The sequence below is a fragment of the Actinophytocola sp. genome (assembly GCF_036378875.1).
Classification (GTDB): Bacteria; Actinomycetota; Actinomycetes; order Mycobacteriales; family Pseudonocardiaceae; genus Actinophytocola.
In genome coordinates this window covers 1-16,793 of sequence record NZ_DASUVO010000075.1, presented here as the reverse complement: position 1 = coordinate 16,793, position 16,793 = coordinate 1, and the positions used below count along the sequence as shown (strand labels likewise).

Sequence of the window (16,793 nt, the reverse complement as noted above, 5' to 3'; positions counted from 1 at the left end):
AAAGTGGCATCATTGAAGGGCCACGACCCCGCGATTCTGGAAGGCCACTTCGTGCCCGAGACGCCCGCGCTCCCGGTGACGCTGGACCGCGAGTCCACGACCCCGCTCGCCGTCCAGCTGGCCGAACAGCTCCGCGCCGCCGCCGGTGACGGTCGGCTGCGCAGCGGCGACCGGTTGCCCTCGACCCGCGCGCTCGCCGGTGAGCTGGGCGTCAGCCGCACGGTCACCGCCGCCGCCTACGAGCAGCTGCACGCCGAGGGCTGGATCGCGGGCCGGCACGGCTCCGGCACCTACATCACGACCGCGCCACCCGGTTCGCTGCCGGCCACCCCCAAACCGGCCCGCCGCGACACCGCGCTGGACACCGCCGTGGACCTCACGCCCGGCTCGCCGTGGGCAGGCGGCATCGAGCAGGCCGCATGGCGACGGGCGTGGCGGGCGGCCGCCCACGTGCCGCCGATGGTGCGACCCAACCGCGCCGGGCTCCCGGAGTACCGCGCGGCCGTGGCCGAGCACCTGCTGCGACACCGCGGCCTCCGCGTGGGCGACGGTGGTCACACCAGGTCCCGAGGAACGACACACCACTTCGACGGCGCGCCGACCGAGCCCATCGACGTGCTCCTGGCCACGGGCGGCACCAGCTCGGCGGTCGCGGAGCTGGGCCGTGCGGTGCTGCGCCCCGGCGACGTGGTGGCGGTCGAGGAACCCGGCTATCAGCGGGCCGTCGGCGCGATGCGGGCCGCCGGCCTGCGAGTCGTGCCGGCCACGGTCGACGCCGACGGCCTGCTGGTCGACGCGATCCCACCCTCGGTGCGTGCGGTGTACTGCTCGCCGGCCCACCAGTACCCACTCGGCGGGCGCATGTCGGCGGGCCGGCGGGTCGCGCTGGTGGAGCGTGCCCGCGAGCAGGGCTGGCTCGTGATCGAGGACGACTACGACGGCGAGCTGCGCTACGACGTGGCCCCGCTGCCGCTGCTCGCCGCGCTGGCCCCGGACGTCGTCGTACACCTCGGCACGACCAGCAAGATCCTCACCCCGACGCTGGGCATCGGCTGGCTGGTCGCCCCGCCACCGGTGGTGACCGCGGTCCTGGCGCACCGAGACGCCACGGGCCTCGGCCCCGCGCCCGCCGGGCAGCTCGTGGTGGTGGAGCTGGCCCGCAACGGCGACCTCGGCCGCCACCTGCGCCGGCTGCGCCGCGAACTGTCCGAACGCCGCTCGCTCGTGGTGGAGACGCTGGTGCGCGGCGGTGTCCAGGTACTCGGCGACGACGCGGGCGCACACGTCGTGGTGCCGGTCGAGTCGGCGGAGGCGGAACGCGTGCTGGTCCGGGCGGCCACCGAGCGAGGGCTCCTGCTCGACGGGCTGGCCCGCCACCACGTCGGCAAGGCCCGCTGGTTCGGCATCGCCCTCGGCTACGCCGCGTGTTCACGCGAACAGTTGAAGCGAGCCCTGCCCGTGCTGGTTGAGCTGGTGGGATCACCGGCCGGGTAGGGTCGGGGCCCATGGCCAGCCAAGAGCGAATCCGCGTGGCAGTCGTGTTCGGCGGACAGAGCACGGAGCACGCGGTGTCCTGTGTGTCCGCGGCGAGCGTGCTCGCCAACCTCGACCCCGAGCGGTTCGAGGTGCTGCCCGTGGGCATCACGCCGCAGGGCTCGTGGGTGCTCGGCCCCGCCGACCCGTCGACCCTCGCGATCGAGGACCGAAGCGGCCTGCCGACCATCACGTCCGGCACCGCGCTGACCCTGCCAGCCGACCCGACCTCGGCGAACCTGGTCGTGCTGGAACGCGGCCGTGAGGGCGAGATCCTGTCGGCCGTCGACGTGGTGTTCCCGGTGCTGCACGGCGCGTTCGGCGAGGACGGCACGATCCAGGGCCTGCTGGAGATGGTCGGCCTGCCGTACGTGGGGGCCGGCGTGCTGGCCAGCGCTGTCGTCATGGACAAGGAGTTCACGAAGAAGCTGCTGCGTGCCGAGGGCCTGCCGGTGGGTGCCTACGAGGTACTGCACCGCGGCGAGCCAACACTGACGGACACGCAGAAGGACCACCTGGGCCTGCCGGTGTTCGTGAAGCCGGCCAGAGCCGGCTCGTCGACCGGCATCACCAAGGTCACCGACTGGTCCAAACTGGACGAGGCCATCGCCACAGCCCGGGAGATCGACCCGAAGGTACTGGTAGAGGCCATGGTCGTCGGCCGAGAGGTCGAATGCGGGGTCCTGGAGTTCCCCGACGGCCACGTGGAGTCGTCCCTACCGGCGGAGATCCGCATCGTCGACGAGAACCTGGAGTTCTACGACTTCGCGACGAAGTACATCGACGAGGGCGCCGAGCTGGACATCCCAGCCAAACTCGACGACGACCTCACCGAGCGTGTCCGCACCCTGGCCGTCAAGGCCTTCCACGCCGTCGACTGCCAGGGCCTGGCCCGCGTGGACTTCTTCGTAGCACCGGACGGCTCGGTCATCATCAACGAACTGAACACGATGCCCGGCTTCACCCCCACCTCCGCGTACCCGAAGATGTGGGCGGTCACGGGCGTCGACTACCGAACCCTGCTGTCCACCCTGGTCGACACAGCCATAGCCCGAGGAACCGGCCTCCGCTGAAGGGCACCTTCACTTCGCCTCGGGGTCAGTCGCCGGGACGGCCTTCGCGATCGTCTCCGACAGTTCCTGCACCACGCCCGTGCCGGTGTCCTCCGGGATGGTCACCGCGATGTACACCGGTCGGTCCACTGTGTACCAGGTCCACGCGCCCGCGCCCTCGATCGGCAGCCAGTTCACTTCCGAGACCTTCTTCAGCACCGCGGTCGGCCGCAGCTCGTCCGGCTTGGCGAGTCCGCACCGCAGCACCACCGGCTCACCCCGGTCACCCGCCCACGCGGCAGCGGCCGGTGGAGCAGGTTCCGCGAGGGGTTGCCGCTTCAGCGTCGCGTCCTTGCTCGGCAGTTCAGCCGGCAGCGCGTCGACCAGGCTCGCGCAGGCCGGGTTGCTCGCGTCCGGCGCGTCGACCCCGACCAGCGCGATCGGGCCCGTGGGGCGCGGTGGCAGGGTGGTGGACGCGGCCTCCTCGGACTCGTCGCCGCCCAGCACCTGGCTCAAGATGATCACACCGAGCACGAGCACCGCGGTAAGGCCGACGGCCACGAACAACGTCACACGTGACAGGGGCTGCTCCGACACGCCCCCACTAGACCATGCCTCAGAGGTGGACCACCGGGCAGGTGAGCGTTCGGGTGATCCCGTCCACGTTCTGGATCCGGGCCACGACCAGCTGTCCGAGCAGGTCGACGTTCTCCGCCTCGGCGCGGACGATCACGTCGTAGGGACCCGTGACATCCTCAGCGGTAGTCACGCCCTCAATCTGAGCGATCTTCCCGGCGACCGCGGCGGCCTGGCCGACCTCGGTCTGAATCAGGATGTATGCGTGGACCACGGCGTGCCCCTTCGTCTCTAGCTGGCCTCAAGAGGTAGGAACGTGAGCAGCAAAAATTACCGCACTTCTGGATCGTTTGGGGATCCGACTATCGGAGGTGTCGTGGCCGACAATAGAGTAGGCCCAGCTCATGATCCACCCGAGACCGTCGCGGATGTCGGCGAGTTTGGTCTCATCCACCGAGTGACGGCCGGACGGCGACAGCCGGCGACCACACTCATCGGGCCCGGTGACGACGCCGCGCTCGTGGCCGCGGCCGACGGCCGGGTGGTCGCCAGCACCGACGTCCTCGTCGAGAACGTTCACTTCCGGCTCGACTGGTCCACGCCGGAACACGTTGGGCGCAAAGCGATCGCGGTCAACATGGCCGATCTCGCGGCGATGGGTGCTGTGCCGACCGCGCTGCTCGTGGGGCTCGCCTGTCCACGTACGACCAGGGCGGAGGTGGCGGAGGGACTGGCCGCCGGCATGTGGCAGGAGGCTGTCAGCGTCGGGGCCGGGCTGGTCGGCGGCGACGTGGTCACCGCGAAGGAAATCGTGATATCAGTCACGGCTCTCGGTGACATGCAGGGCCGCACGCCCGTCACGAGAGGTGGCGCCATGCCGGGCGACGTGGTCGCGGTGTGCGGCCGCCTCGGCTGGTCCGCGGCCGGGCTCGCCGTACTGGGCCGCGGCTTCCGGTCGCCGGTCCAGGTGGTCGGCGCCTACCGGGTGCCGGAGCCGCCGTACGAGGCCGGCCCGCAGGCCGCGCTGGCCGGCGCGACGTCGATGATCGACGTGTCCGACGGCCTGCTCGCCGACCTCGGGCACATCTGCGTCGCGTCCAATGTGGCCATTGACGTGCGGACCGATCTCATCGAGGTGCCGCAGCGCCTCGTCGACGTCGGCACCGCGCTCGGCGCCGACCCCGTGCACTGGGTGCTGACCGGCGGGGAGGACCACGCTCTCGCCGCGACGTTCCCCGATCCTGCGGCGGTGCCGCCGGGTTGGCGCACGATCGGTGCGGTGACCAGGGGAAGTGCTGTTACCGTCAACGGCGGCCCGTACGAGGGCGGCACTGGTTGGCAGCATTTTCGGTGAGGTTTTCTTGCGGATCGACGTGACGGCCTATGACCACCCCCACGCAGTGGCGTTGATCGCCGAGGTGCAGCAGGAGTACGTGGTGCGCTACGGCGGACAGGACCTGACGCCGGTCGACCCGGCGCAGTTCGCGCCACCGCGGGGGTTGTTCCTGATCGCGTACGTCGACGACGTGCCGGCCGCATGTGGCGGCTGGCGTGCGTACGAGACGGACGTCGAACTGAAACGGATGTTCGTGAAACCGGAGTTCCGCGGTCGCGGCCTGGCGCGTGCCGTGCTCGCCGAACTGGAGCAGACCGCGCTCGCGGCCGGGTACCGCCGGGTCATCCTGGAGACGGGCCAGCGGCAGCCCGAGGCGATCGCGTTGTACACGTCGGCGGGTTACGAGCCGGTGCCGAGCTTCGGGTACTACGCGAGCGCGCCGGAGGCGGTGCACCTGGGAAAGCTGGTGGAGGTCGAATGCCCATCTACGCGCTAGGCGACCGCGAGCCGGACATCCACCCGGACGCCTATGTGCACCCCGACGCCACGGTGATCGGCGACGTCACCATCGGCGCGTTCGCGTCCGTGTGGCCACAGGCCGTGCTGCGTGGCGAGTCGGGTGCCATCCGGGTCGGTGAACGCACGTCCGTCCAGGACGGAACCGTCGTGCACTGCACCGAGTGGCACGACACGGTCATCGGCCCGGAGTCGGTCGTCGGCCACAACGCGCACATCGAGGGTGCCACCGTGGGTGCACGTTGCATGATCGCGTCCGGTTCGGTGCTGCTGAACGGTTCGGTGGTGGAGGACGGCGCGGTGCTCGGCGCGGGCGCCGTGATGTCGTTCAACGGCCACCTGCCCGCGGGACGCATGGCTCTGGGTGTACCGGCAAAACTGCGCGAGGGTTATGCGGTGCCTCCGGACATGGTGTCGGGAATCGTCGAGAACTACGTAAAGCGGATCGCGGTTTACAAAGCAGGGCTGCGAAAGCTGTCGTAGCCGGGTTGGCTAGAGTCTCGCCGGTGACCGCACGACCGCTGCACGAGATCGTCGAGGCCGGCTGGGCGGAAGCGCTCGCGCCCGCCGCCGACCGCATTGCCGCAATGGGTGAGTTCCTGCGCGCGGAAATCGCCGCGGGCCGGGAGTATCTGCCGTCCGGTGAGAACGTGCTGCGCGCGTTCAAACAGCCTTTCGCCGACGTGCGGGTGCTGATCGTCGGCCAGGACCCGTACCCGACGCCGGGCCACCCCATTGGTTTGTGCTTCTCGGTGGCGCCGGACGTGCGCCCGCTGCCGAAGAGCCTGGTGAACATCTACAAGGAATACAGCGCGGACCTCGGCCACCCGGCTCCGTCCAACGGCGACCTCGGCCCGTGGACCGAACACGGTGTGCTGTTGTTGAACAGGGCGTTGACCGTGCAGCCGGGCCGGCCGAACTCCCACCAGGGCAAGGGATGGGAGGAGGTCACCGAGCAGGCGATCCGCGCACTGGCCGCGCGCGGCGGCCCGCTGGTGGCCATCCTGTGGGGCCGCAACGCCCGCAACCTGAAGCCCTTGCTGGACCCGGTGCCGTGCATCGAGTCGGCACACCCCAGCCCACTGTCCGCCCACAACGGCTTCTTCGGCTCCCGCCCCTTCAGCCGAGCGAACGAGCTACTGGAAAAGCAGGGCGGCACCCCGATCGACTGGAAGCTGCCGTAACTCGAGGGCCGGCCTCCGGCCCCCGTTTTCCAGCCTACCGGCGACCCCCGACATTTCCGGTCCACTCACGACCCACCTGTGGACAGCGCGTGTCCAACGTTCCAGACACGCGTGTCCAACAATCTGGACAGCTGAGTTCAACAGTCGGAGGGCGGTCAACGGCGTGCCGCCGGACTGGCGCTGTAGGGCGACGCGTTTGCTGAACTCGGCGGTCCCGTTGGTTGGAGCATCACGCGGGTCTCGGACGACCGCTGAGTTCACATGCCCGGGGGCGGTCAGCGACGTGCCCAGGTGCCGGACTGTCGCCGTACGGGCGACGCGTTTGTTGAACTCGGCGGTCCGGAACGTTGGACACGCGGGTCTGGAGCGTTGGACACGCGGGTCTGGAGCGTTGGACACGCGGGGTTGTGGACAGGGGGACGTTCGTCGGCCGGAAGTGTCGGTGCTGTGCCGTAGGCTGGAAAACGGGGGCCGGAGGCCACGCGGCTTTCCTTTAGGGCGTTTTGGGGTTCCCACAGGGTGAGGGTTGCGCCTGTTGGGTCTTCGATCACGGTGACTGAGCCTTGCGGCAGGTCCAACATCAACGAGATCGTCGACGAGCAGTGGCGGGACACGTGGATGCCATGCTCGCGATCCTGCGCCGGGCCGTCGACGACCACGTCGACCTGACGAGCGGCTGTGGCGGGTGGTCGAGGCCTACCTCGCCACCTTCGCCGAGCGGCCGTACGCGGCGTTCCTGTGGTTCGAGTACCGGGTGGTCGCGAGTCGACGGTCGTCGCTCGACGCGGCCGCCGGGATGCTCGACGAGGTGCACGCTGTTGCTTGTCGAGGTACTGGACGTGCGGGACCCGGACGAGACCGCGCACCAGGTCGTGTCGTGGCTGCTCGGCACGATCGTCCAGCAGCACGTTCGTCCGCGTCCGGCCGACGTGCTACGGCGCGAGCTGGCCAGGATCATCGAGTGACGGACGCAACAAACCGGGCCACTGGCGATGCCAGGGCCCGGTTCGTGTGTTCTTGGCTTCGGTCCTACCCGCGGGTGACCTTGCCCGCCTTCAGGCAGGAGGTGCACACGTTCAGACGCTTGCGCTGCGAGACACCGATCTTCGCGTGCACGGTCTGAATGTTGGGGTTCCACCGGCGGCTGGTGCGCCGGTGGGAGTGCGAGACCGACTTGCCGAAGCCTGGCCCCTTGCCACAGACGTCGCAAACGGCAGCCACGTCAGGCACTCCTTTCTTCACAACGGAAACTGGCCGAACAGCCAGCAAGCTCACGGCCTGGCCCGCGCCAGGCAGCAAGACCCGGCTCGCGCCAGGCAAGCAAACACAGGGTAACGGCTCCCGCTGAGGCTCTCGACACCGGCCCACTAGTCTGCCGCATGTCCACTCGTTCGGCCCGTGGAGGCGCGATGCTCCAGGCGCTCGACGCCGCCCAGGTCCGCCGGTGGGCCGTGGCCTGCGTGCAGTCCCTCGACGCGCACCGCGAGGCCATCGACAGCATCAACGTATACCCGGTCCCGGACGGCGACACCGGGTCGAACCTGCTGCACACCATGCGCGCGGCGCTCGACGCGCTCCTGCGCGCCCCGACCAGGGCACGAGCCACCGCCGGGACGGCCCTCGCCGCGCTGGCCCGCGGCGCGCTGACCGGCGCGCGCGGCAACTCCGGCGTGATCGTCTCGCAGTTCCTCCGCGGCGCGGCCGACGCCCTCGCCAACGCCGACGCCGTGCTCGGCCCACAACTGCGCGCGGCACTCACCCGCGGCGCAGAACTGGCCAACGCGGCCATGGCCGAGCCGGCCCCCGGCACGATGGTGACCGTTCTCGACGCGGCCGCCACCGCCGCGCGGAACGAGCCGTCCGACGCACTGCAGGACGTGGTCATGGCCGCCGCCACCGAGGCGGCGGCAGCCCTCGACAAGACCCCGAGCCAACTCGCGGTCCTCGCCAACGCCGGCGTCGTGGACGCGGGCGGTCGCGGCGTCGTCGTGCTGTTCGACGCCCTGGTTTCAGTTGTCACCGGACAACCGGCCGCGCTCGCCGCCGCCCAGCGCGCCACCGCTGAACGAGCCATTCGGCCATCGACCGGCGGCCAGGAAAGCTCCCTCTACACCTCCCGTGAGTCAGGCTCGGACGCCTTCGCGTACGAGGTCATGTACCTGCTGGAGCAGGTTGTGGACAACGATGCCGACACCGGTGTCCACGTGCCGGGCGACGATGCCGCCGACGCCGAGAACGGCCCCGCCGGCCATGCCGCCACCACCAGTGCTGCACGGGACACCGCAGCCGCTGCCCACGACGCGACCGACGGCGCCCGGGGCACCAGCGTCGGCCGCACCGCCCCCGGCGCGAGTGCGGCGCACTCAGCCGGAGCCGACGCGGACGCGCCGCCCTTGGCCGCGCCGCCCGCTGCCGACGCCTCCGCCGCTGCCGAGGACGCTCCCGCCGGTGCCGAGGACGCTCTCGGCGGTGGCGGCGGCGTTCCCGCCGGTGGCGAGGACGCTCTCGGCGGTGGCGGCGACGTTCTCGGCGGTGGAGGTGCCCCCGATGGTGGGGACGCCGCAGGCAGCATGGACGCCGTCGGTGGACGGGTGGCCGCAGGCCATGCCGTTTCTGACACAGGTGGCACTGCCTGGCCTGTGGATGCCCGACCCACAACCGCGACGGTTGGCGCCGCCTCCGCAGGCGACGCTGCTGCTGGTATCACCTCCGTTACTGGTGCCGCTCCCGTGACTGGTGTCGCCCATGTGATCCCGGTTGCCAACGTCACCGGCGTCGCCGAGGCAGGCGTGACCGCTGCCAGCCACGACGCTGCCGCTGCCGGCGACGCTGCCGGCGACGCTGCCGGCGACGAGGACGCGGCCGACGAGTCCGGTGGCGCCGACCACGGCGAGGTGGATCACCGTGGTGTCGACGATCGCGGCGGTTCCGGGGGAGGCCGGGGTGGCGGCGTTGGCCGGAGTGCCATCGAGCGGTTGCGGGACACGCTCGTCGGGCTCGGTGACTCGGTGTCCGTCGTCGGTGACGGTGCCGGCCTGTGGAGCGTGCATGTCCACTGCAATGACATCGGGGCCGCGATCGAGGCCGGTATCGACGTGGGACGGCCACGTCAGATCCGGGTGGCTCGATTCGCCGACGCGGCTTCGCCGGAGGCGAGTCGGTTCGTCAAGGATCGTGCTGTCGTCGTGCCCTCCCGTAGTAGCGAGTTCGCTGACCTGCTGATCAGCGAAGGTGTCACCGTCGTGCACGTCGAGCCGGACGACGAGCGTGGTGGGTCGCTCGCCTACCGCATGCTCGAGACCATCACCGGCACCGCCGCCGCGCATGTCACCGTGCTGCCCGCCGACCCCGGACTGGTCGAGGCCGCCGACGAGGCGTCGATCCGCGCCGTTGCCGCTGGGCAGGACGTGGTCGTGGTGCCGTGTGCCTCGTCGGTGCAGGTGCTGGCCGCCGTGGCCGTGCACGATCCGCGCCGTCGGGCTGGAGACGACGTGGTCGCGATGGCCGAGGCGGCCGCGGCCACCAGGCGTGGCGAGGTCGTGGTGGCGACCGAGGCCGCCATCACCTGGATCGGCGCCTGCGACGCCGGCGACGTGCTCGGGTTCGCCGACGGTGAGGTGATGTTGATCGAGCCCGGCCCGGCCGACCTCGCCGCGCTCGACCGTGCCGCGTGCGGGGTGGTCGAGCGCATGCTGGCCGTGGGCGGTGAGCTGGTCACCGCCCTGCTCGGGGCCGAAGCACCGGACGAGCTGGCTACGGAGCTCGAGGACTTCCTCCGGCGTGAGCACCCGGAGACGGAACTGGTCGTCTACCAGGGCGGACAGCACAACGCGGTGCTGGTGCTCGGCGTGGAGTAACCGGAGCCTTGCCGGGCAGGGCACCGTCGAGGGCGATCGAGAAGCGGAGGAGCCACACCGCGCTGCGGAGCAGGTGAGGCAGGAGCGGCTCGAACGTCGGGGGAACAGTCGGCCGGTGCATGCGAGGTGTCGTGTGCATGGGAGGAGCGTGTCAGGGGGCACCGACAGATCGAGTGGCGTTGCCGTCGGGGGCAATGTTTAGAGTCGGTCGCATGCGGATCAGCGAGTTAGCGAGCTGCGCGGGCGTTACCACGAAAGCGTTGCGTTACTACGAGGAACGTGGGTTGCTCGACGCCCCGCGGCGCACGAACGGTTACCGGGACTACGACGAGTCACACCTTCGGGTGGTCCGGGAGATTCAGACGCTGCAGGAGGTCGGGTTCGCGCTCGAGGACACCCGTCCGTTCGTGGAGTGCCTGCGCGCCGGGCACGACGAGGGTGACGCGTGCCCGGACTCGGTGGCCGTGTACCGCCGCAAGATCGCCGAGGTGGAGGCCTACCTACGGCAGTTGAACGTGGTGCGCGACGAACTGCGGGCCAAGCTGGACGCCGCGCTGACCCGCCGAAACGCAGGGGAGAACTGAGGACATGGAGTCGGTCACCGAGGAAACGTTCGGCACGCGCGTGCTCGCGCGGGACAAGCCGGTGCTGGTCGAGTTCTGGGCGACGTGGTGCGGCCCGTGCCGCATGGTCGCGCCGGTGCTCGAACAGATCGCGCAGGAGCGGCCGGACCTGGAGGTCGTGAAGCTCAACTACGACGAGGAACCCGCCGTCGGCCAGCGGTACGGCGTGATGGGCCTGCCGACGATGCTGCTGTTCCGCGACGGTGAACCGGTGCGCACGATCGTCGGCGCCAAGCCGAAGGCCCGCCTGCTGGACGAACTCGACGAGGCGTTGCGCACAACCTGACCGGCGGCCGTCCCACGATTGTCGGTGGGGCGCGACATAATCGCCTCGATGGTCTCCATGGACAGCAAACTCGAGGCGGCAGTGGGCGCCAAGTCGGCCAAGGCACTGGCCGGCGCCCTCGACCTGCACACGGTCGGGGACCTGGTCCGGTACGTCCCCCGTCGCTACGCCGAACGCGGCGAGCTCACCGACATCGCCGGGCTGGAGATCGGTGAGCACGTGACCGTCATGGCGCGTGTGCTGACGTTCAACGAGCGGCGGATGAGAACGAAGCAGGGCTGGATCAGCGAGGTGGTGATCACCGACGGGAGCCGCACGCTGGACTGCACGTTCTTCAACCAGCGGCACCACAAGCGGGCGCTGACGCCGGGCATCAGCGCGCTGTTCGCCGGCAAGGTGTCGCGTTTCCGGAACAAGCTGCAGCTCACCAACCCGGACTACCAGCTGCTCAACGAGGAGAGCGACGACGACACCGTCGAGCAGTTCACCGGCCTCATCCCGGTCTACCCGGCCGCCGCGTCGATCCAGTCGTGGCAGATCGCGAAGTGCGTCAAGCAGGTCCTGTCGATGCTCGACGTCATCGAGGACCCGATGCCGCAGGAGGTGCGGGAGCGGCGAGGTCTCGCGAACTACGACGACGCCGTTCGCAAGATCCACACCGGTATCGACTGGCCGACGGTGCAGGCCGCGCGGGCGCGGCTGAAGTGGGACGAGGCGATGGCCGTCCAACTCGCCCTCGCGCAGCGCCGGCACCGGGCGATCGACCGTCCTGCCCCGGAGTGCAAGCGCCGGGACGACGGTTTACGTGCCGCGTTCGACAGCCGGCTCCCGTTCACGCTGACCGCCGGCCAGCAGGAGGTCGGTGAGAAGATCGCGGCCGATCTCGAACACGCCCACCCGATGAACCGCCTGCTGCAGGGCGAGGTCGGCAGCGGCAAGACGATCGTCGCGCTGCGGGCGATGCTGCAGGTCGTCGACGCGGGCCGGCAGGCCGCGATACTGGCGCCGACGGAGGTGCTCGCCGCGCAGCACGCGCGGTCCCTGGCGGCCATGCTGGGTGACCTCGCGCAGGCCGGTGAGCTGGGCGCGGCGGAGGAGGCGACCCGGATCGCGTTGCTGACCGGTTCCCTCCCGGCGGCACTGCGCAAGCAGGCGTTGCTGGACGTGGCGAGCGGTGCGGCGGGCATCGTGGTCGGCACGCACGCCCTCATCCAGGACACCGTGCAGTTCGCCGATCTGGGCTTCGTCGTGGTCGACGAGCAGCACCGGTTCGGTGTCGAGCAGCGGGACGTGCTTCGCACGCGGGCCGGGGAGAACGTCAGCCCACACGTGCTGGTGATGACCGCGACGCCCATCCCGCGCACGGTCGCGATGACGGTGTACGGCGACCTGGAGACCTCGTCCCTGCGTGAGTTACCGGCGGGGCGGTCCCCGATCAACACGGCGGTCGTGCCGGCGGCGGAGAAGCCGGCGTGGTTGGACCGGGCGTGGCAGCGGATCCGTGAAGAGGTGAAGGAGGGCCACCAGGCGTACGTGGTGTGCCCGCGCATCGGTGACCAGGAGTCGTCGGACGACGTCGCGGGGGGCGACGACGGCCGGCGTCCGCCGCTCGCGGTGCTGGAGGTCGCGGAGGGGTTGGTCGCGGGGCCGTTGCGGGGTTTGCGGGTGGAGGTGCTGCATGGTCGCTTACCGGCGGACGAGAAGGACGCGGTGATGCGTGCGTTCGCGGCCGGCGAGGTGAACGTGCTCGTGGCGACGACCGTTGTCGAGGTGGGCGTCGACGTGCCCAACGCGACGGCCATGGTGATCATGGATGCCGACCGGTTCGGGGTGTCCCAGCTGCACCAGTTGCGTGGGCGCGTGGGTCGGGGAAAGGCGGCCGGCGTGTGCCTGCTGGTGACGGAAGCCCTCGCGGGCACGGCCACCCGGGAGCGGTTGGACGCGGTGGCGGCCACCTTGGATGGTTTCGAGCTGGCTCGGGTGGACCTCGAAATGCGCCGCGAGGGCGACATTCTGGGGGCCACACAGTCCGGGAAGCGGTCCGGGCTGAGGTTGCTGTCGTTGCTTCGCGACGAGGACGTGATCGCCGAGGCGCGCGACGAGGCTCAGGAACTCGTTTCCCGGTCGCCGGATCTGGCGGAGTTTCCCGGGTTGGCGAGCATGGTCGCGTCGCTGGTCACCGACACGAAGGCGGAGTATCTCGAGAAGGCTTGATCGGAGACGAAAAGTCCCCGTCAGCCGGGGGCTGACGGGGACTCTCGACCCTTGAGCTACTTGCCGTTGGCCCGCACCTTCTCCGGGTGCGGGTGGGGCTGTACCGGACGGGGCTGAGCGCTGGCCGCGGCTGGTGCCGTTGCCTTCGACGCCGCCGCGAAGTGGCGTTTCGCGTCCTCCAGGATGGAGAACGTCGTGTTCACGTGGTCTGCCACCTTGCGTTCGAAATCGTCCGCCTGACGGATGCGGTCCGCCGCTTCGGCCAGGCGCTGCTCGGCGTCCTCGACGATCTTCGCCGCGCGGATCTTCGCGTTCGCCTGCTGCTCGTTCAGTTCCTGCTCGACCTGGCTGCGCTTGGCGGCGATGGCCTTGTCCGTGGCCAGGCTGCGGGCCTCGGCGTCCGCCACCGTCTTCTCCGCCTGCTGCTGCGCCATGGCCTCCAGCTCGACCAGGTTGCTCTCGACCGAGGCCTTCTTCTCCGCCAGGGCGCGTTCCGCATCGTCGGTGCGCTTCTTGGCCTCTTCGATGATCCTCGCGGCCTGCTGCTGAGCGGACTGCGTGCGGGCGGTGATCTGCTTCTCCGCCTCAGCCTGTTCCGCCGCGACGGTCTCGCGGATGCGGTTGGCCTCGATCTCGGCGTCGCCCACGATCTTGGCCGCCCTGGCCTTCGCGTCGGCCACGCGTTGCGCGATCTGCTGCTCGGCGTCCGCGCGCTCGGCGGCCACTGTCTCGCGCAGCTTCGTCGCCTCGCGTTCCGCGTCGCCCACGATCTTCGTCGCGCGGTCCTTGGCCACCGCGGCGCGCTCGGTCAGCTCGCGTTCCAGCTCCGCGCGGCGCTGGTTCAACGCGGCCTCGGTCTCCTGCTCCAGCGAGGACCGCTTCTCGGCGGCCTTCGCGTCCATGAGCTCGCGCTGCTTGAGGGCCTCGGCGTCGCGCTGCTCGCGGCGCTGCCTCGCCTCCCCGTCCAGTTGCGCGATCCGGGTCTCGTTGGCCTTCGTCGCACGCTCGATCTCCGTGCGAGCCTCCGCCATCAGGTGCTCGTGTTCGGTGGCGTTGCGTGCCCTGAGCTGCTCGTACTCGTTCTCGAGCGTGGCGTGGTTCTTCGCGTACTCCGCCTCGAGCTGCTTGCGCCGCTCGGTCAGCTCGGCGGTGATCGCGTCGTGCTTGGCCTTCTGGTCCGCCGCGTACGCCTTGGCTTCGGCCTTCACGCCGGTGGCGTACTCGTCGGCCGCCGCCTTCGTCTTGGCCGTGTACGCGTCGGCGTTCTTGCGGATCTCGGCCGCGTGCTGGTCGGCCTCGCGCCGGGTCTGGGCCGCGTAGTTGTCGGCCTCCTCCCTGGTGGCGGAGGCATGGGCGTCGGCCTTTGCCCTCGTGGAGTGCGAGTACTCGTCCGCGTCAGCTCTCGTCGACCGGTCGTAGTTGTCGGCGTCGCGCTTGAACTCGGCGATCTCTTCCTCGGCGAGCTGCCACATCAACCGCTGCCGCTCCGACATCGCCTCGGTCGAGGTCGGGTTCACGGTGATGCGGTGCAGCTGCTCTCTGGAGTCCTGTAGCTGCTGGGAAGAGCTGCCGAGCGCCTTCGTCAGCTCCGCTACCTTCGCGACCGCCTCATCGCGGCTCTTCGTCACATGGCTCAGGTCGAACGAGAGTCGTGTGACACGCTCGTTGACCTGACGCGGGTTGTAACCGCGCAGGACGGTGTCAAAACGTGGAACGCGCAGATTCGCGTCGGACTCGCCTTCGGGCATGGTGCCACACTTTAGATGGTCCCCCGCCCAGGTCACTCCGGCAGGCGGGTGATAAGCGGCCGAAGGCCACTCCACCGTCGATGAGTGGTGGGAAGGCCTTCGGTCCGACTAATCAGGAGCTTGGTGAAACCACCGCCGGCAGCCGCTCGGTCGGGTGATCATCAATTAGAGGTGCTGGTGACGCGGCGTCGCGCTGGATTTTGCCCGGCCACCAGTTCGCCTTCCCGAGCAGAGCCATCAGCGACGGCAGCACGAGCACACGTATGACCATCGCGTCGATGAACACCGCGACCGCGAGCCCGACACCCATTTGTTTCATCTCGTTCATCGACAGCGTCGCGAAGATTGCGAAAACGGAGACCATGAGGATCGCGGCGGACGTGACGACACCGGCCGAGCGGCTGATGCCGAACGCGACGGCGTCCCTGGTGGACGCCCCGGCCCGCGCGGCCTCGCGGATCCGGCTCACCACGAAGACGTGGTAGTCCATCGAAAGGCCGAACAGGACCACGAACAGGAACAGCGGGATCCACGCGACGAGCGCGCCGTTGGACTGGAAGTCGAGGATGCCCTCCGCCCAGCTGTGCTGGAACACGAGTGTGACGGCTCCGAACGCGGCCGCCGCGGACAGCGAGTTCAACAGCAACGCGGTGGCCGCCACGACCAGCGACCGGAACGTCCACGCCATGATCAGGAACGTCAGCAGCAGCACGAAACCGATCACGACCGGCATCCGGTCAGACAGGTTCGCCGCGTAGTCCTCGTTGCCGGCGATGTCGCCGCCGACCGCGTACTCGGCGCCGCCCACCGTGCCGATGGTCGCCGGCACCAGCGTGCCGCGAAGCTCGGCGAGCGAACGCTTTCCGTCCGCGGTGCCCGCGGCGTGCGGGGTCGGGATCTGGAGTGTGGTCACCCGTTGGTCCTTCGAGACCTCGATGACGGGTGCGGTGACGTTCGCGAACAGCGGGTTGTCCTGTGTCCGGCTGGACAGCTCGGTCAGCTCTTCCCTGACCTGCCCGGCCTGCCCCGGCTCGGCACGCACCGCCACGACGTGGTTGGTGCCCTCACTCGGGAACGCGTCGGTCAGTCGGTCATAGGACCGCATCACCGGGATGCTGCGCGGCAGGTCCTCCTCGCCGGTCGACTTCAGCTTCATGTCCAGCGCCGGAAGCGCGAGCGCGCCGAGTGCCGCGACCGAGATCAGGAGCGTGGCCAGCGGAAAACGCAGCGCGGGACGCAACAACTTCGGCCACACCCGCGGCGGACCGGTGCGGTTGGTCAGCCGCCACAGCAGCGGCACGCGCGGCCGGTCCACCCGCTTGCCGAGCTTCGCGAGCAGGGCAGGCAGCACGGTCAGGGAGCCGAGCACCGCGACCGCGACCACGATCACCGAGCCGGTCGCGAGCGAGGCGAACACCGCGTCGTTCGCGAGGTACAGCCCCGCCATCGAGATGATCACCGCGACTCCGGACACCACAACGGAATGTCCGGAGGTGGCGGCCGCGATCTCGACCGCGCGGGTGTGTGAGGCGCCGCGCTGGCGTTCCTCGCGCTCACGTTTCAGATAGAAGAGGGAGTAGTCGACGCCGACCGCCATGCCCATCAGCAGGATGACGCTGCCGATCGACTCGACGGACGGCACGAAGTGGGACGCGAGCGCCGACAACCCGAACGCCGCGCCGACCGCGGACATCGCGAGCAGCACCGGCACGCCGGCGGCGATGATCGCGCCGAACGCGATCAGCATGATCACGAGGGTGACCGGCAGGCTGATGAACTCGGCCTTGGCGAGGTCGCTCGCGACCTGGTCGTTGATGCCCTTGCCGATCGACCGGCCGCCGACCTGCTCGACGAGCAGGTCGGGGTGT

Annotated in this window: 16 protein-coding genes; 11 read left to right on the top strand and 5 right to left on the bottom strand. The window is 70.0% G+C overall.

Translation table 11 applies throughout. The features are described from left to right. Positions 1-12: 12 nt before the first annotated feature. Positions 13-1,494: an aminotransferase-like domain-containing protein gene (locus tag VF106_RS21420; protein WP_330841670.1), complete on the top strand. Its 1,482-nt coding sequence runs from the start codon at positions 13-15 to the stop codon at positions 1,492-1,494. Positions 1,495-1,505: 11 nt separating this feature from the next. Beyond that, positions 1,506-2,606, top strand: coding sequence for a D-alanine--D-alanine ligase family protein (locus tag VF106_RS21415; RefSeq protein ID WP_330841552.1), 1,101 nt, complete (start codon positions 1,506-1,508; stop codon positions 2,604-2,606). A 9-nt stretch (positions 2,607-2,615) separates the two neighbouring features. Here the strand turns inward: VF106_RS21415 and VF106_RS21410 are convergent, their stop codons facing one another. After that, entirely contained in the window at positions 2,616-3,182 is a 567-nt protein-coding gene (locus VF106_RS21410) for a DUF3515 domain-containing protein (protein WP_330841551.1), read from the bottom strand. A 19-nt stretch (positions 3,183-3,201) separates the two neighbouring features. Then, on the bottom strand, positions 3,202-3,435 hold the full coding sequence (locus VF106_RS21405; protein WP_330841550.1) for an Lrp/AsnC ligand binding domain-containing protein: 234 nt from the start codon (positions 3,433-3,435) through the stop codon (positions 3,202-3,204). Positions 3,436-3,537: 102 nt separating this feature from the next. On the opposite strand from VF106_RS21405, the gene VF106_RS21400 reads away from it, so the two are divergent. From VF106_RS21400 to VF106_RS21380, 5 genes are all read left to right on the top strand, one after another. Beyond that, positions 3,538-4,515 carry a thiamine-phosphate kinase gene (locus VF106_RS21400; protein ID WP_330841549.1) on the top strand — a complete coding sequence of 326 codons (978 nt, stop codon included), beginning with the start codon at positions 3,538-3,540 and terminating at the stop codon, positions 4,513-4,515. Positions 4,516-4,522: 7 nt separating this feature from the next. Further along, complete coding sequence (locus VF106_RS21395; protein ID WP_330841548.1) at positions 4,523-4,993, top strand: GNAT family N-acetyltransferase; 471 nt, start codon at positions 4,523-4,525, stop codon at positions 4,991-4,993. After that, positions 4,975-5,496, top strand: a complete 522-nt coding sequence (locus tag VF106_RS21390) for a gamma carbonic anhydrase family protein (RefSeq protein ID WP_330841547.1) — start codon at positions 4,975-4,977, stop codon at positions 5,494-5,496. The genes VF106_RS21395 and VF106_RS21390 overlap by 19 nt, the downstream gene beginning before the upstream one ends. A gap of 23 nt (positions 5,497-5,519) precedes the next feature. Continuing rightward, entirely contained in the window at positions 5,520-6,197 is a 678-nt protein-coding gene (locus VF106_RS21385; RefSeq protein WP_330841546.1) for a uracil-DNA glycosylase, read from the top strand. Between the two features lie 818 nt (positions 6,198-7,015). Beyond that, positions 7,016-7,162, top strand: a complete 147-nt coding sequence (locus VF106_RS21380; RefSeq protein ID WP_330841545.1) for a hypothetical protein — start codon at positions 7,016-7,018, stop codon at positions 7,160-7,162. Between the two features lie 64 nt (positions 7,163-7,226). Here the strand turns inward: VF106_RS21380 and rpmB are convergent, their stop codons facing one another. After that, complete coding sequence (rpmB, locus tag VF106_RS21375; RefSeq protein ID WP_075124203.1) at positions 7,227-7,418, bottom strand: 50S ribosomal protein L28; 192 nt, start codon at positions 7,416-7,418, stop codon at positions 7,227-7,229. A 188-nt stretch (positions 7,419-7,606) separates the two neighbouring features. Between rpmB and VF106_RS21370 the strand changes: the two genes are divergently transcribed. The 4 genes from VF106_RS21370 (at position 7,607) to recG (ending at position 13,177) form a co-directional block, all read left to right on the top strand. After that, positions 7,607-10,054 carry a DAK2 domain-containing protein gene (locus VF106_RS21370; protein WP_330841544.1) on the top strand — a complete coding sequence of 816 codons (2,448 nt, stop codon included), beginning with the start codon at positions 7,607-7,609 and terminating at the stop codon, positions 10,052-10,054. 212 nt (positions 10,055-10,266) lie between these two features. Next, a complete protein-coding gene (locus VF106_RS21365) occupies positions 10,267-10,638 on the top strand; it encodes a MerR family transcriptional regulator (RefSeq protein ID WP_330841543.1) in 372 nt (123 codons plus the stop codon). A gap of 4 nt (positions 10,639-10,642) precedes the next feature. Then, positions 10,643-10,963 carry a thioredoxin gene (gene trxA / locus VF106_RS21360; RefSeq protein WP_330841542.1) on the top strand — a complete coding sequence of 107 codons (321 nt, stop codon included), beginning with the start codon at positions 10,643-10,645 and terminating at the stop codon, positions 10,961-10,963. A gap of 48 nt (positions 10,964-11,011) precedes the next feature. After that, positions 11,012-13,177, top strand: a complete 2,166-nt coding sequence (gene recG, locus VF106_RS21355) for an ATP-dependent DNA helicase RecG (protein ID WP_330841541.1) — start codon at positions 11,012-11,014, stop codon at positions 13,175-13,177. A gap of 56 nt (positions 13,178-13,233) precedes the next feature. On the opposite strand, the gene VF106_RS21350 is transcribed toward recG, so the two are convergent. Both VF106_RS21350 and VF106_RS21345 read right to left on the bottom strand, forming a co-directional pair. Then, positions 13,234-14,925, bottom strand: coding sequence for a coiled-coil domain-containing protein (locus VF106_RS21350; RefSeq protein WP_330841540.1), 1,692 nt, complete (start codon positions 14,923-14,925; stop codon positions 13,234-13,236). A gap of 112 nt (positions 14,926-15,037) precedes the next feature. Beyond that, positions 15,038-16,793 (bottom strand): MMPL family transporter (locus tag VF106_RS21345; protein WP_330841539.1); only part of this gene is annotated, 1,756 nt, incomplete at its 5' end.